The 13,768-nt window shown below is 72.2% G+C and carries 12 protein-coding genes; 6 read left to right on the top strand and 6 right to left on the bottom strand.

Features of this window, described 5'->3' with window-relative positions:
* The first annotated feature begins 215 nt into the window (after positions 1-215).
* Positions 216-2,459: an MMPL family transporter gene (locus tag ACTWP9_RS22580; RefSeq protein ID WP_443248046.1), complete on the top strand. Its 2,244-nt coding sequence runs from the start codon at positions 216-218 to the stop codon at positions 2,457-2,459.
* Between the two features lie 78 nt (positions 2,460-2,537).
* Here ACTWP9_RS22580 and ACTWP9_RS22575 read toward each other — a convergent pair whose 3' ends face one another.
* The gene (locus tag ACTWP9_RS22575) at positions 2,538-2,951 is read right to left on the bottom strand and encodes an SsgA family sporulation/cell division regulator (RefSeq protein WP_443248045.1); all 414 of its coding nucleotides are present in this window, start codon (positions 2,949-2,951) and stop codon (positions 2,538-2,540) included.
* A gap of 284 nt (positions 2,952-3,235) precedes the next feature.
* On the opposite strand from ACTWP9_RS22575, the gene ACTWP9_RS22570 reads away from it, so the two are divergent.
* The 4 genes from ACTWP9_RS22570 to ACTWP9_RS22555 all read left to right on the top strand — a co-directional run bounded on the left by ACTWP9_RS22570 (position 3,236) and on the right by ACTWP9_RS22555 (position 7,275).
* Positions 3,236-4,375 (top strand): energy-coupling factor ABC transporter permease, encoded by a 1,140-nt coding sequence (locus ACTWP9_RS22570; RefSeq protein WP_443248044.1) that lies wholly within the window; start codon positions 3,236-3,238, stop codon positions 4,373-4,375.
* Positions 4,376-4,391: 16 nt separating this feature from the next.
* Positions 4,392-5,156: a cobalt ECF transporter T component CbiQ gene (gene cbiQ / locus ACTWP9_RS22565; RefSeq protein WP_443248043.1), complete on the top strand. Its 765-nt coding sequence runs from the start codon at positions 4,392-4,394 to the stop codon at positions 5,154-5,156.
* Positions 5,144-5,944 (top strand): energy-coupling factor ABC transporter ATP-binding protein, encoded by an 801-nt coding sequence (locus tag ACTWP9_RS22560; RefSeq protein WP_443248042.1) that lies wholly within the window; start codon positions 5,144-5,146, stop codon positions 5,942-5,944. Before cbiQ ends, ACTWP9_RS22560 begins: the two co-directional genes overlap by 13 nt.
* 113 nt (positions 5,945-6,057) lie before the next feature.
* Positions 6,058-7,275 carry a serine hydrolase domain-containing protein gene (locus tag ACTWP9_RS22555; RefSeq protein ID WP_443248041.1) on the top strand — a complete coding sequence of 406 codons (1,218 nt, stop codon included), beginning with the start codon at positions 6,058-6,060 and terminating at the stop codon, positions 7,273-7,275.
* A gap of 87 nt (positions 7,276-7,362) precedes the next feature.
* Here ACTWP9_RS22555 and ACTWP9_RS22550 read toward each other — a convergent pair whose 3' ends face one another.
* The 5 genes from ACTWP9_RS22550 to rsmI all read right to left on the bottom strand — a co-directional run bounded on the left by ACTWP9_RS22550 (position 7,363) and on the right by rsmI (position 11,624).
* Positions 7,363-8,295 carry a 4-(cytidine 5'-diphospho)-2-C-methyl-D-erythritol kinase gene (locus ACTWP9_RS22550; protein ID WP_443248040.1) on the bottom strand — a complete coding sequence of 311 codons (933 nt, stop codon included), beginning with the start codon at positions 8,293-8,295 and terminating at the stop codon, positions 7,363-7,365.
* Positions 8,292-9,263, bottom strand: a complete 972-nt coding sequence (gene rsmA, locus ACTWP9_RS22545; protein WP_443248039.1) for a 16S rRNA (adenine(1518)-N(6)/adenine(1519)-N(6))-dimethyltransferase RsmA — start codon at positions 9,261-9,263, stop codon at positions 8,292-8,294. Before rsmA ends, ACTWP9_RS22550 begins: the two co-directional genes overlap by 4 nt.
* A 77-nt stretch (positions 9,264-9,340) precedes the next feature.
* Entirely contained in the window at positions 9,341-10,219 is an 879-nt protein-coding gene (locus ACTWP9_RS22540; RefSeq protein WP_443248038.1) for a TatD family hydrolase, read from the bottom strand.
* Positions 10,220-10,286: 67 nt separating this feature from the next.
* Positions 10,287-10,586: a hypothetical protein gene (locus tag ACTWP9_RS22535; RefSeq protein ID WP_443248037.1), complete on the bottom strand. Its 300-nt coding sequence runs from the start codon at positions 10,584-10,586 to the stop codon at positions 10,287-10,289.
* Positions 10,587-10,736: 150 nt separating this feature from the next.
* Complete coding sequence (rsmI, locus tag ACTWP9_RS22530) at positions 10,737-11,624, bottom strand: 16S rRNA (cytidine(1402)-2'-O)-methyltransferase (protein WP_443248036.1); 888 nt, start codon at positions 11,622-11,624, stop codon at positions 10,737-10,739.
* A 103-nt stretch (positions 11,625-11,727) separates the two neighbouring features.
* Between rsmI and ACTWP9_RS22525 the strand changes: the two genes are divergently transcribed.
* The gene (locus ACTWP9_RS22525; protein WP_443248035.1) at positions 11,728-13,524 is read left to right on the top strand and encodes a dolichyl-phosphate-mannose--protein mannosyltransferase; all 1,797 of its coding nucleotides are present in this window, start codon (positions 11,728-11,730) and stop codon (positions 13,522-13,524) included.
* Positions 13,525-13,768 lie beyond the last annotated feature (244 nt).

The following is a 13,768-nucleotide window of genomic DNA, read 5'->3' as shown; positions in this document are numbered from 1 at the left end:
GGATTTGTACCTAAGCAAGTTGTGACGTGTCCCTCATTTCCGGGCCCTCAGTCACCCCTAAGGGTGCGAGGAAGCGTCGATTGACATGAGCTCTCATTGCCGGGCCTGCGGCATCTCCCCGCCGTGCTCCCTCAGCTCACCCAGCTGTAGCTGCTCCTGCTCCTGCTCCACCGCACCGTCCGACTGTCCGACCTCGAGACCGGAGAACCTCTCTCGTGGCCACCTTCCTGTACAAGCTCGGCAGACTCGCCTTCCGGCGTCGCCGCATCGTCGCCCTGATATGGGTGGCGCTGCTGGTGGCGGCCGGAATGGGCGCGTCCTCCGCATCCACCCCGCCCGACGACGACTTCGCGCTGCCCGGCACGCAGGCCCAGAAAGCCTTCGACGTACTGGAAGAGCGCTTCCCGGACGCCAATGCGGACGGCGCGACGGCCCGTATGGTCTTCCGCGCGCCCACCGGCGAGAAGATCACTGCCTCCGACAACAAGGCCGCTGTCGAGAAGACCCGCAAGGAGCTGAGCGGCGGCCAGGCGGCGGCCGTCTCCGACCCGTTCCTCAAGAACAGCGGGGCGATCAGCAAAGACGGCAGCATCGCCTACGCCTCCGTGACCTACAAGGTCCCGGCGCAGGACATCACCGACAAGACCCGTGAGGGCATCAAGGACGCGGCCAAGTCGGCCCGCGACACGGGGCTGACGGTGGAGACCGGCGGCGACGCGCTCATCGTCGAGCCGGAGATGGGCAACGCCGAGATCATCGGTATCGGCGTCGCCGCCGTCGTGCTGATCCTCACCTTCGGCTCGCTCATCGCCGCCGGGCTGCCGCTGATCACCGCGCTGATCGGCGTGATGATCGGTATCTCCTCGATCACCGCGCTGGGTGCCACCCTCGGCCTGTCCGCCAACACCACGACGCTGGCCATGATGATCGGCCTCGCGGTCGGCATCGACTACGCGCTCTTCATCGCCTCCCGCTACCGCGCGGAGCTGACCGAGGGCCGGGACCGCGAGGAGGCGGTCGGACGCGCTGTCGGCACGGCGGGCTCCGCCGTCGTCTTCGCCGGGCTGACCGTCGTGATCGCGCTGGTCGGGCTCGCCGTCGTCAACATCCCGGTCCTCACCAAGATGGGCCTGGCCGCCGCCGGCACCGTCGTCATCGCCGTACTGGTCGCGCTCACGCTGGTGCCCGCGGCGCTCGGCATGGTCGGCAAGCGGATCTTCGGCCGCCGGGTGCGCAAGGCCAACCCGGCCACCGGGGTGCCGCCCGCCGCCGACGCCGAGGGACAGCGCCCCAAGGCCGGTGCCCGCTGGGCGAGCTTCGTACTGCGCCGCCCGATCCTGGTGCTGGTCACCGCGGTCCTGGCGCTCGGCACCCTGGCGCTGCCGGTCGGCGCCATGAAGCTGGGCCTGCCCGACGAGGGCAACCAGCCGGAGAGCACCACCCAGCGCAAGGCGTACGACCTGCTCTCCGACGGCTTCGGCGCGGGCTTCAACGGTCCACTGATGCCTGTGCTGGACCTGAAGGACGCCGACAACCCGAAGGCCGCGGCCGCCGAGGTGCAGCAGCGGCTGAAGAAGGTGGACGGCGTGGTCGCCGTCTCGCCCCCACAGTTCAACAAGAGCGGCGACACCGCCACGCTGACCGCCATCCCGAAGTACGGCCCCAGTGACTCGCGCACCGAGGACATCGTGCGCGACATCCGGGACCAGTCGGGTGCGATCGAGAAGAAGACCGGCGCCACGCTGCTGGTCACCGGCTCGACAGCGGTCGCCATCGACTTCTCGCAGGTCATGAATGACGCGCTGGTGCCCTATCTGGCGCTGGTGGTGGGCCTGGCCTTCGTGCTGCTGATGCTGGTCTTCCGCTCGGTGCTGGTGCCGCTCAAGGCGGCGCTCGGCTTCCTGCTGTCGGTGCTGGCGGCGCTGGGCTCCGTGGTGGCCGTCTTCCAGTGGGGCTGGCTGGCCGGACTCCTCGGCGTCGAACAGACCGGGCCGATCATGAGCATGATGCCGATCTTCATGATCGGCGTGATCTTCGGGCTCGCGATGGACTACGAGGTCTTCCTGGTGACGCGGATGCGCGAGGCGTATGTGCACGGGGAGAACCCCGGCCAGGCCATCGTCAGCGGATTCCGGCTGGGCGCGCGGGTGGTGACCGCCGCGGGCATCATCATGATCAGCGTGTTCGCCGGGTTCATCGGCTCGTCCGAATCCATGATCAAGATGATGGGCTTCGGCCTCGCCATCGCCATCCTCTTCGACGCGTTCGTGGTGCGGATGGCCATCGTGCCCGCGGTGCTCGCACTGCTGGGCCGGCGTGCCTGGTGGCTGCCGCGCTGGCTGGACCGGCTGCTGCCCAACGTCGATGTCGAGGGCGAAAAGCTGCGGAAGGAGCTCCACTCCGAGGAGGCACCTGTCATGGTTCCCCCGCCGCGGGAGCCGGAGCGCACGGGGGTGTGAGCCACTGAGCGTGAGGGGCGTGGGGGGGCGGGCCGCAGGGCCCGCCCCCTCCACTTCTTACCGGGGCTCCGCGGACCCTCACACCCCCCGCAACAGCGCCGCGAAGCCCTCCTCCAGGTCCAGGAGGGCCGTCTCGGCGCCGGCCGGGACCAGGTCGTAGGTGCGGCGCAGAAAGGCGCCCAGGTCGGCGGCGCGGAACTCCAGTACGGCGACGCCCGCGCCCGCGTGCAGCTCGATCACCGTCCGCTCCTGCCCGCAGGGGCAGATGTGGACATCGCCCTCGCCCGCGGGCCCGCGCAGCCCCTCGGTGAGGAGGTCGCGGGAGAAGGCCCAGGCGACTTCCGCGCCGTCGAGGGAGATCTCGGCGGGGAAGACGATCCGCACGGCCAGCGGATCGTCCGTCTCGTAGCGGAGAGCAGGTGCGAGAGGCCGGGTCGCGGGCGGCCGGGTGATCAGTTGAGCCTGCACGGTGCGGGTGATGACCTTGGACACATCTGCTCCTCTGAGTCGGGGGTTCCCGGTGCGCTCATCGCTCGGGCCGGGTTGCCCCTTCGCACTGACAGACGCTTGGCAAAGCGGCTCAGTCACCCAGCAAGCCTGGTGAGCTCCACCACAGGCCGGGGGACAGGGCCTGACGTCCCCTCCCAATCCGGGCATTCCAATCGCCCTCTTGCGAACTCTTTGCATCTGGCCGGTATTCTCAAAAGGCTGGAGACGGCCACTGCCAGGCCATTGCCGGGCCGTTGTGAGAAGCCGTGAGAAAGCGGAGCGCCTCGATGCACGTACCTGATGGATTCATCAACGCCCCCGTCTCGGCCGGTACGGGAGTCGTCGCTGCCGCAGCCGTCGCCGTCTCCCTGCGTGGCGCCCGGCGCGAACTGGGCGACGGCCCGGGCGAGGCGGGGGAGCGGACGGCGCCGCTGGCAGGGCTGGTGGCCGCGTTCATCTTCGCCGTGCAGATGCTCAACTTCCCGGTGGCGGCGGGCACCAGCGGCCATCTGCTGGGCGGTGCGCTGGCCGCGATACTCGTGGGGCCGTACACGGGTGTGCTGTGCGTCTCCGTCGTACTGCTCCTCCAGGGCGTGCTGTTCGCGGACGGCGGGCTGACGGCGCTGGGCACCAACATCACGGACATGGGTGTGGTGACCGTCCTCGTCGCCTACGCCGTCTTCCGCGGGCTGCTGCGGGTGCTGCCGCGCCGGCGCTCCATGGTGACCGGCGCGTCCTTCGTCGCCGCGCTCGTCTCCGTACCGGCGGCGGCGGTCGCCTTCACCGGGATCTACGCGCTCGGCGGGACGACCGATGTCGCGCTGGGCAAGGTCTTCGGCGCGATGGTCGGGGTGCATGTCCTCATCGGCATCGGCGAGGCCGTGATCACCGCCGCGACCGTGGGCGCTGTGGCGGCTGTCCGGCCCGACCTGGTGTACGCGGCGCGCGACCGGCTCGCCGTACGGCTGGAGTTGCGGCCCTCGCCGCTGTCGGCCGGCCAGGACGCGGCGCCCGCGCCCGCCTCCGACGCCGCGCCCGCCGCCGACGCCCCGGTGCCTGTTGCCGCGCGCCGCCGCTCCATGCGTCCGCTGTGGATCAGTGGTCTCGCCGTCACCCTGCTGTGCGCGGGCGGGCTCAGCTTCTACGCCTCGTCCAGCCCCGACGGGCTGGAGAAGGTCGCCGCCGACAACGGCATCGACAAGAAGGAGCAGAAGCACGCCGCTGAGGACTCCCCGCTGGCGGACTACGGGGTGAAGGACATCGCCGACACCCGGCTCTCCGGCGGTCTGGCAGGCGTCATCGGCGTGGGCGCCACCCTCGCCGTCGGCTCCGGGGTCTTCCTCGTCGTACGCCGCCGCCGCGACCGGTCCCCGGCCGAGGCGACCGAGGCCGGGCCCGCCGGCTCGGTGCCCGCCACCGAGCGCTAGGGGAGGGCGGGCCGAGATGGGTGCCGGACACGCGCACAAGCTCTACAAGCACGGCCATTCGCCCGTGCACGCGCTGCCCGCGCACTGCAAGCTGGCGGCGGTCTTCTGCTTCGTCGTCCTGGTCGTCGCCACCCCGCGCGAGGCCGTGTGGGCGTTCGGTGCGTATGCGGTGCTGCTGGCGTCCGTCGCCGCGGTCTCCCGGGTGCCTGCGCGACATCTGCTGACCCGGATGGCGATCGAGGTGCCGTTCGTGGCGTTCGCGGTGCTGCTCCCGTTCGTCGCGGAGGGGGAGCGGATCACCGTCTGGGGCCTGTCGCTGTCCGAGTCCGGACTGTGGGGCGCGTGGAACGTGCTGGCCAAGGGCACCCTCGGAGTGGCCGCCTCGGTGCTGCTCGCCTCGACGACGGGGCTGAACGAACTCCTGCTGGGGCTGGCGCGGTTGCGGATGCCGCCGCTGTTGTGCCAGATCGCCACGTTCATGGTGCGCTACGCCGATGTCATCAGCGACGAGATGCGCCGGATGCGCACGGCCCGCCTCTCCCGCGGCTTCGAGGCGCGCGGGGCCCGGCACTGGGGGGTGCTGGCCAAGTCGGCCGGTTCGCTGTTCATCCGCTCCTACGAGCGGGGTGAACGGGTGCACCTGGCGATGCTCAGCCGCGGCTACGCCGGGACCATGCCGGCCGCGCTCGGCGACGGCCCCGCCGGCCGGACGGAGTGGGCCCGTTCGGCAGCACTGCCGCTGACCGCCCTCGCGATCTGCCTGTTGGGATGGACTCTGTGACCTCCACCGCCGAAACCGCCCCCGAGGTGCCTGACGAGGTTCCCTCGCTCGAAGTACGCGGCCTCGCCTACGCCTACCCGGACGGCCACCAGGCGCTGTTCGGCGTCGATCTGACCGTGCCGCGCGGCCAGCGGGTCGCGCTGCTCGGCCCCAACGGGGCGGGCAAGACCACGCTGGTGCTGCATCTGAACGGCATCCTGAGGCCGGGCGCCGGGTCGGTCACCGTCGCCGGACTGAAGGCCGAACGCCCCAATCTGGCGGAGATCCGGCGCCGGGTCGGCATCGTCTTCCAGGACCCGGACGACCAGCTGTTCATGCCGACCGTCCGGGAGGACGTGGCCTTCGGGCCCGCCGCCGCCGGGCTGCGCGGCGCCGAGCTGGAGGCGCGGGTGCACGAGGCGCTGGAGCGGGTCGGGATGGCCGAGTACGCGGGCCGGGCGCCGCACCACCTCTCGTTCGGCCAGCGGCGCCGGGTCGCGGTCGCCACCGTGCTGGCCGGCCGCCCCGAGATCCTGGTGCTGGACGAGCCCTCCTCCAACCTCGACCCTGCGGCCCGCCGCGAGCTCGCGGATCTGATCCGCTCGCTCGATCTGACGGTGCTGATGGTCACCCATGATCTGCCGTACGCGCTGGAGCTGTGCCCGCGGTCTGTTGTGCTCAGCGACGGGGTGCTGGTTGCCGACGGTACGACGCAGGAGTTGCTCTCCGACGCGGAGTTGATGCGGGCCCATAGGCTGGAGCTCCCGTTCGGGTTCGACCCTCGCTCGGTGACGGCGCCTGTCGCCTGAGGGGGGTGCCCTTGCCTGTTGTCCGGCGGCTGCGGGTGTGTTGTGGCTTGTCGCGCAGCCCCCGTGCCGGGTGCTCCCTCGTCGCGTAGGACCATGGGGGCGCGGCGTCACAAATGCGCCCTCATGGCGACAGGAGCGAAGGAAACGTGGTGCACGGCACGGTGGCGGACGGGTACGAGCCCGTCCGGGACGCCTTCATACGCAACTTCGAGCAGCGCGGCGAGCAGGGAGCCGCGCTGGCCGTGCACCGGGACGGCCGCAAAGTCGTCGACCTGTGGGGCGGCAGCACCGACCCGGCCGACCCCGACGCGGCACCCTGGAGCGAGGACACCGCAGTGGTGATCCGCTCGGCGACCAAGGGCCTGGCGGCGGCCGTTCCACATCTGCTGCACCAGCGCGGCCAGCTCGATCTGGACGCGCCAGTCGGTTCGTACTGGCCGCAGTTCAAGACGGCGGGCAAGGAACGCGTCCTGGTCCGCCATCTGCTGGCGCATCGCGCCGGACTGCCGGTGCTGGAGTTTCCGCTCACCCCCGAGGAGGTGCTGGAGCCGGGCCGGGCAGCGCGGGCGCTCGCCGCGCAGGCCCCCGAATGGCAGCCCGGTACGGCGCACGGCTACCACCCGCACACCTTCGGCTGGCTGCTGGGTGAACTGGTGGTACGCGCCAGCGGCGGCCGCTCCCTGGGGCGCTGGTTCGCGGACGAGGTGGCCGGGCCGCTCGGCCTCGACCTGTGGATCGGACTGCCCGACGAGATCGCGGCCGCCGGCCGGGTGGCCCGGGTCGCCGAACGGGAGGCGCCCGCGCCGGAGCCCGGCGCACTGCGGACCCGCCCCAAGCGCTCGGTGACCGACGCCTACACCGACCCCGGCTCGCTCACCCGCCGCGCCTTCGGTGCCATCGCGCCGAAGCCCGACGAGAACGCCCCGGCCTACCGCGCGGCCGAACTCCCCGCCGCGAACGGCATCGCCACAGCACGCTCCCTCTCCGCGTTCTACGCTGCGCTGCTGAGCCCTCTCGGTACGGCCCGCCGCCTGTTCACCCCCGCGACGCTGACCCAGGCCCGCTCCCTGGAGTCGGACGGACCCGACCGGGTGCTGATCGTGGGCACCCGGTTCGGCCTCGGCTACATGCTGCACGGCCCGGCCTGCCCGCTGCTGGGCCCCGGCTCCTTCGGCCACCCCGGGCGGGGCGGCTCCCTCGGCTTCGCCGACCCGGAGACGGGGGTCTCTTTCGGCTATGTCACTGGTGCGCTGCACCGTTCGGTGACCAGTGACCCGCGTCCGCAAGCTCTGATTCGGGCCTTGCGCTCCGCGGTGGGCGCCGCGGGTTGAGGGTCCCCGCGAAGCTTGGGCAGTCTGTGCCAGGGGCGCAGGGTGGGCAAGCGCAGCCCCCTTTGCGGGGCAAGCTTCGAACGCGGGTCACACCACCGTCGCGCCCGGCGCCGGGCTCGTGGTGGCGCGAGCCGCACGGCAGGTGCCGGACGCGGTGAGATTGTGCGCCGTACGGGCCGCGGAGTCGGCGTCGGCCACCAGGAACGCGCAGGTGGGCCCGGATCCGGAGACCAGCGCCGCCAAGGCGCCTGCGGCAAGGCCGGTGTTGAGGGTCTCGGCGAGGGAGGGCCGCAGCGAGAGCGCGGCGGGCTGGAGGTCGTTGCGCAGCGCACCGGCCAGCGCCTGCGCGTCGCCCGCGCGCAGCGCGGCCAACAGCGCTTCGGAGGCCACCGGTTCGGGCACGTCGTCGTCGGCGCGCAGTCGGTCGCACTCGCGGTAGACGTCCGGCGTGGACAGTCCGCCGTCCGCGGCGGCGAACACCCAGTGGAAGGTGCCGCCCACCTCCAGCGGAGTCAGCACCTCGCCCCGGCCCTCGCCGAGCGCCGCACCGCCCGCGAAGCTGAACGGCACGTCCGAGCCCAGCTCGGCGCAGAGCCCCAGCAGCTCCTCGCGCGGGGTGTTCAGACCCCACAGCCGGTCGCAGGCCAGCAGGGCGCCCGCGGCGTCCGCGCTGCCGCCGGCCATGCCGCCCGCGACGGGGATGTCCTTGGCGATGTGCAGATGCACCTCGGGCGCCAGCCCGTGCCGCTCGGCCAGCAGCTCCGCGGCGCGCGCCGCCAGATTGGTGCGGTCCTGCGGCACCAGCGCGGCGTCCGGTCCGGAAACGGTCAGCCGGGGCTCCTCGGCGCGGGTGGCGCTGACCGAGTCGTACAGGCCGACGGCGAGGAAGACGTTGGCCAGGCTGTGGAAGCCGTCGGGGCGCAGCCCGCCGACCGACAGCTGCACATTGACCTTGGCCGGAACGCGGACCGTGATCGTCCCGGTGGGCTCGGCAGGGGTGGCGGCGGCTGGCTGCGTCACGCGGTGTGCTCCTCGTCTCCGTTCCGGTCGTCGTCCAGCCGGCTCCGGCCGTCGTCCGCCGGTGCGCTGTCACGGCGCGGGCCGGCCTCCGCGATCGCGGCGAACTCGGCGACGGTCAGCGACTCCCCGCGCGCCTGCGGGGAGACACCGGCTGCGCGCAGCGCCTCCTCGGCGGCGGCGCCCGAGCCCGCCCATCCGGAGAGCGCGGCCCGCAGCGTCTTGCGCCGCTGGGCGAACGCCGCGTCCACGACGGCGAACACCTCCTCGCGGCTCGCGGCGGTCGCGGGCGGCTGCGCGCGTCGTACGAGCGAGACCAGCCCGGAGTCGACGTTGGGTGCGGGCCAGAAGACGTTCCGCCCGATCGCCCCGGCGCGCTTGACCTCGCAGTACCACGCAGCCTTCACCGACGGCACCCCGTACACCTTCGAGCCCGGCGGCGCGGCCAGCCGGTCGGCGACCTCGGACTGCACCATCACCAGCGTCCGGGCGATGCTCGGGAACGTCGCCAGCAGGTGCAGCAGCACGGGAACGGCCACGTTGTAGGGGAGGTTGGCGACCAGCGCGGTCGGCGCCGGTCCGGGCAGCTCGGTGACCCGCAGCGCGTCCTCGTGCACCAGGGAGAAGTGCCCGGCGCGCTCCGGCAGCCTGGCCCGTACGGTCGCGGGCAGGGCCGCGGCCAGCACGTCGTCCAGCTCGACCGCGGTGACATGTGCCGCCGTCTCCAGCAGCGCCAGGGTGAGCGAGCCCAGCCCGGGGCCGACCTCCAGGACGACGTCGTCGTCGCGGACCTCGGCGGTGCGCACGATACGGCGCACCGTGTTCGGGTCGATGACGAAGTTCTGCCCGCGCTGCTTGGTGGGCCGCACCCCCAGCGCTTGCGCCAGCTCCCGCACCTCTGCGGGGCCGAGCAGCACGCCGCTGCCGGAGGCGTCGGGCGTGGTGGACGGGTCGGAAGGGGCAGCGCTCACCGCGCCAGTTTACGGCCGCGCACGGGGCGCGGAGACCGCAGCGCGGACCCGGCCCGCAGCAAGCAGGGGCCGGTGCCTCAGTAGCCGAAGGCCAGCGCCGTGTTCGCCGCGATGTGCCGGGCCAGCCGCTCCTCGTCCATGCCCTTGGTGCGGGCCATCGCGCGCAGTGTGAGGGGGATCAGATAGGGCGCGTTGGGGCGGCCCCGGTACGGCGCGGGGGTCAGGAACGGTGCGTCCGTCTCCACCAGCAGCAGCTCGGGCGGCGCCACGGCGAGCGCTTCCCGCAGCGGCTGCGCGTTCTTGAACGTGATGTTCCCGGCGAAGGACATGAAGTAGCCCTTGGCGGCGCACAGCCCGGCCATCTCGGCGTCGCCGGAGAAGCAGTGGAAGACGGTCCGCTCGGGAGCGCCCTCCTCGTCCAGGACGCGCAGCACATCCGCGTGCGCCTCGCGGTCGTGGATGACCAGCGCCTTGTCCAGCCGCTTGGCCAGCTCGATGTGGGCGCGGAACGAGCGCTGCTGCGCGGCGACGCCCTCCGGGCCGGTGCGGAAGTAGTCCAGGCCACTCTCGCCGACGGCCAGTACGTGGGGGAGCGCGGCGAGCTTCTCGATGCCGGCGAGCGCCTCGTCCAGCGCCGCCTCGCCGCCCGCGGCGGCCAGCCGGGGGGCCTCGTTCGGGTGCAGCGCGACGGCGGCCCAGACGTTCTTCCACGCGGCGGCCGTCTCGGCGGCCCACCGGGAGCGCTCCAGATCGCAGCCGACCTGGATGACCGTCGTCACACCCACGGCGGCGGCCGCGGTGAGCGCGTCGGCGACCGCGGACTCCTGCATGTCCAGGTGGGTGTGGGAGTCCGCGACCGGAACGGCGAGCGGCTCGGGCGGCGGCGGGGGTGCCTGCGCCGCCCGAGCCTTCGCGGCGTTCGTCGCTGCGCTGTTCGGGGCCGGGGAGGTGGACATACCGGCGATGATAAAGCGCGGCCGTGTCACTGCTCTCCTGGCGGGGAGGGGCCCTCAGTGGTGCGCTTCAGTGGTGCGGAAGCGCAGCCTCTGCCTTCGAGACGCGACCCGACCGCATGATGCGGACGAGATGCCCGTCACAGAACCGGCACGTGGGCCTGGTGAGCGGCGAGGGAACGCGTTCTCCGTCCTCGTAGTACACGATCAAAGGCTTGCCGTCCGCGTATTCGAGATGCTGGATCTCGTAGTCCTGCTCCCAGCCGTGACCGCACTTCATGCAGGCGAACGCATACGCCTCGTGCACCGTCTCCGGGGCGGTGTGGGACGCGCCGGCTATGTCCTTGCCGATGCCGCTCTCGTCCTTCATGGCAGCTCCCTTCCTTCGGGCAGTGCGCCCACAGCCAGTGCACTCCTCCGATGAGCGCACTGGAAGGAAGCTCAGTAGTGCTTTTCCTTCGTTTGGGGAAATTTGGGCGAAGCGTCAAGGTAACGGGTGTCCATGGACCTTCCCTTTGCTCTACCGCGCAAGTCCTTTACCCGGCGGCCCGCCCTCGCGGGCTCCCCCGGCGTTCTTCGCGGCGACCACTGCGTCGAAGACCTCCCGCTTCGGTACGCCCGCCTCACGGGCCACCTCCACGATCGCCTCCTTGCGCGGCTGGCCCGCCTGCTCGCGCTCCGCCACCCGGCGGGCCAGCTCCGCCGCGTCCGCCTCGCCCGCCGCCGGTGCCTCGGCACCCCGTACGACGACGGTGATCTCGCCGCGCACGCCCTCGGCGGCCCACTGCACCAGCTCGCCCAGCGGACCACGCCGTACCTGCTCGTAGGTCTTGGTCAACTCCCGGCACACGGCCGCCTGCCGCTCCGCGCCGAAGACCTCGGCCATGGCGGCGAGCGTGGCCTCCAGCCGGTGCGGAGCCTCGAAATACACCAGCGTGCGCCGCTCTTCGGCCGCCTCCTGCAGTCTGCTGTGCCGCTCGCCCTGCTTGCGCGGCAGGAATCCCTCGAAGCAGAACCGGTCCACCGGCAGCCCGGAGACCGCCAGCGCCGTCAGCACCGCCGAGGGGCCGGGGACGGCGGTGACCGGCACCCCGCGCTCCACGGCCGCCGCCACCAGTCGGTAGCCCGGGTCGGAGACCGAGGGCATGCCCGCGTCCGTCACCAGCACCACCCGCGCTCCGTCCACCAGCGCCTCGGCCAGCTCGGGCGTACGGGCGGCCTCGTTGCCCTCGAAGTAGGAGACGATCCGCCCGGCCGGTGTCACACCCAGCGCCTGCGTCAGCTTGCGCAGCCGCCGGGTGTCCTCGGCGGCCACGACATCGGCGGCGGCCAGCTCGGCCGCGAGCCGCGGCGGGGCGTCGGAGGGGTCGCCGATGGGGGTCCCGGCGAGTACGAGGGTTCCAGTCACCCGTCCATCCTCGCAGCGTCCACCGGCAGTCCTGGCCCCATCACCCGTCCGACCGGGCACCGGCGGCGACGCGCCCGCACACGGCGCCCCCGCGATCCCTACGATGGCCCGCGTGACGACCAGTGACACCGTGGGGGACGCCGACCGTAAACAGGGCGGGCCCGACAGCCCGGACTGCGAGGGCAGCACCGGGCGCGGGCACGGCCCCCCGAGGCTCCCCAGGTGGCAGGCGCGGCTGCGCCGGTTCGGCTATGCGGCCCGGCCACGCGCCGGTGTCCGCGAACGGCTCACCCCGCCGTTCCCGGAACCGGATCCGCGCCCTGGCGCCGTCTTCGGGCTCGCCCCCGAAGTGTCGCTGCGGCTGGCGCGCTGGGCGGCCTGGGGCGGGCCGCTGCTGATCGCGCTGGTGGCGGGGGCGCTGCGCTTCTGGCAGTTGGGTTCCCCGCATGCCGTCATATTCGACGAGACGTACTACGCCAAGGACGCCTGGTCGCTCATCCACCACGGGTACGAGGGGACCTGGCCGGACAACGCCAACGACAAGATCCTGGGCGATCCGCAGCGCATCCCCCTCTCACCGGAGGGCTCGTACGTCGTCCACCCGCCCGTCGGCAAGTGGATCATCGGGCTCGGCGAGGCCCTCTTCGGGCTGAATCCGTTCGGCTGGCGGTTCATGATGGCGCTGCTCGGCACCCTCTCGGTGCTGATGCTGTGCCGTATCGGGCGCCGGCTGTTCCGCTCGACGGTACTGGGGTGCCTGGCGGGTGCCCTGATGGCGGTGGACGGGCTGCACTTCGTGATGAGCCGCGCAGCGCTGCTGGACCTGGTGGTGATGTTCTGGGTGCTGGCCGCGTTCGGCGCTCTGCTCGTCGACCGTGACCGGACCCGGGAACGGCTCGCGGCGCTGCTGCCACGCGGCGGCACCGATGAGGGGCCGGACACCGGCGTGCCGCTGCCTGACGCCTTCGTGGGGGACCGGACGGGCCTTGGCCTGCGGCCCTGGCGGCTGGCGGCCGGGGTGTGTCTGGGGCTGGCCTGCGCCACCAAGTGGAACGGGCTGTACGTACTGGCCGCGTTCGGCATCCTGACCGTCCTGTGGGACATGGGCGCGCGCCGCACCGCGGGCGCCTCGCGGCCCCTCCTGGCGATGCTCCGCAAGGATGCGCTGCCCGCCTTCGTCTCGCTGCCGGTGGTCGCGGTGGTCACCTACATCGCCTCCTGGTCGGGCTGGTTCGCCACGTCCGGGGGCTACTTCCGCGACTGGGCGGACAAGCAGGGCGCCGCCGGCCCCTGGGGCTGGCTGCCCGGACCGCTGCGCAGCCTGTGGCACTACGAGAGCGAGGTCTACGACTTCCACGTCAACCTCACCTCGGGGCACACCTACCAGTCCAACCCGTGGAGCTGGCTGGTCCTGGGCCGTCCCGTCTCCTACTTCTACGAGTCGCCCAAGGCGGGCACCGACGGCTGTACGGACAAGGCCGAGGGCTGCGCCCGGGAAGTCCTCGCGCTGGGCACCCCGGTGCTGTGGTGGGCCGCCTGCGCCGCGCTCGTCTACGTCTTCTACCGCTGGTTCTTCCGCCGCGACTGGCGCGCGGGCGCGATCCTGTGCGGGGTGGTGGGCGGCTATCTGCCCTGGTTCGCCTACCAGGAGCGCACCATCTTCCTCTTCTACGCCGTGGTCTTCCTCCCCTTCCTGTGCCTCGGCCTGGCCATGGCGGCCGGCGCGCTGGCCGGACCACCGGGTACGGACGACAGACGGCGCACCATGGGCGTGATCACGGTGGGCGTCGTCGGGCTGCTCATCGTCTGGAACTTCATCTATTTCTGGCCGATCTACACCGGAGAGACGATTCCGCTCGGAGAGTGGCGGCACCGGATGTGGCTGGATTCATGGATCTGACGGCCCGGTCTGACGGCACGGTCTGACGGCATCGTCCATCGTCCGGGCATAGTCCGACGGCATCTGAGGACGGCCCGAACACAACGTTCGGATGACCCGAAGATCGCGATTCGGACACATGGCCGTGATCCGGAACCGATCGCCCCATGCTGCTCGTCTGCCTCAGGGCCGCGGGCGCGCGGCCGCCGCGGTGCGGTGGTTCCGCTCTCCGGCAGGGTTTCCCGGAACCGGTGAATCCTGGAAG

Source organism: Streptomyces sp. 3N207, from assembly GCF_052246355.1.
GTDB lineage: Bacteria > Actinomycetota > Actinomycetes > Streptomycetales > Streptomycetaceae > Streptomyces.
The sequence above is the reverse complement of the archived record's forward strand: the minus strand, read 5'-3'. Positions and strand labels throughout refer to the sequence as shown.

Coding starts and splice junctions, on each gene's coding strand:
- ACTWP9_RS22570 (WP_443248044.1), top strand. CDS start 3,236: ATGCACGTACCTGATGGATTCATCAACGCCCCCGTCTCGGCCGGTACG.
- cbiQ (WP_443248043.1), top strand. CDS start 4,392: ATGGGTGCCGGACACGCGCACAAGCTCTACAAGCACGGCCATTCGCCC.
- ACTWP9_RS22560 (WP_443248042.1), top strand. CDS start 5,144: ATGGACTCTGTGACCTCCACCGCCGAAACCGCCCCCGAGGTGCCTGAC.
- ACTWP9_RS22555 (WP_443248041.1), top strand. CDS start 6,058: ATGCGCCCTCATGGCGACAGGAGCGAAGGAAACGTGGTGCACGGCACG.
- ACTWP9_RS22540 (WP_443248038.1), bottom strand. CDS start 10,219: ATGTCCACCTCCCCGGCCCCGAACAGCGCAGCGACGAACGCCGCGAAG.
- ACTWP9_RS22535 (WP_443248037.1), bottom strand. CDS start 10,586: ATGAAGGACGAGAGCGGCATCGGCAAGGACATAGCCGGCGCGTCCCAC.
- ACTWP9_RS22525 (WP_443248035.1), top strand. CDS start 11,728: ATGGCCCGCGTGACGACCAGTGACACCGTGGGGGACGCCGACCGTAAA.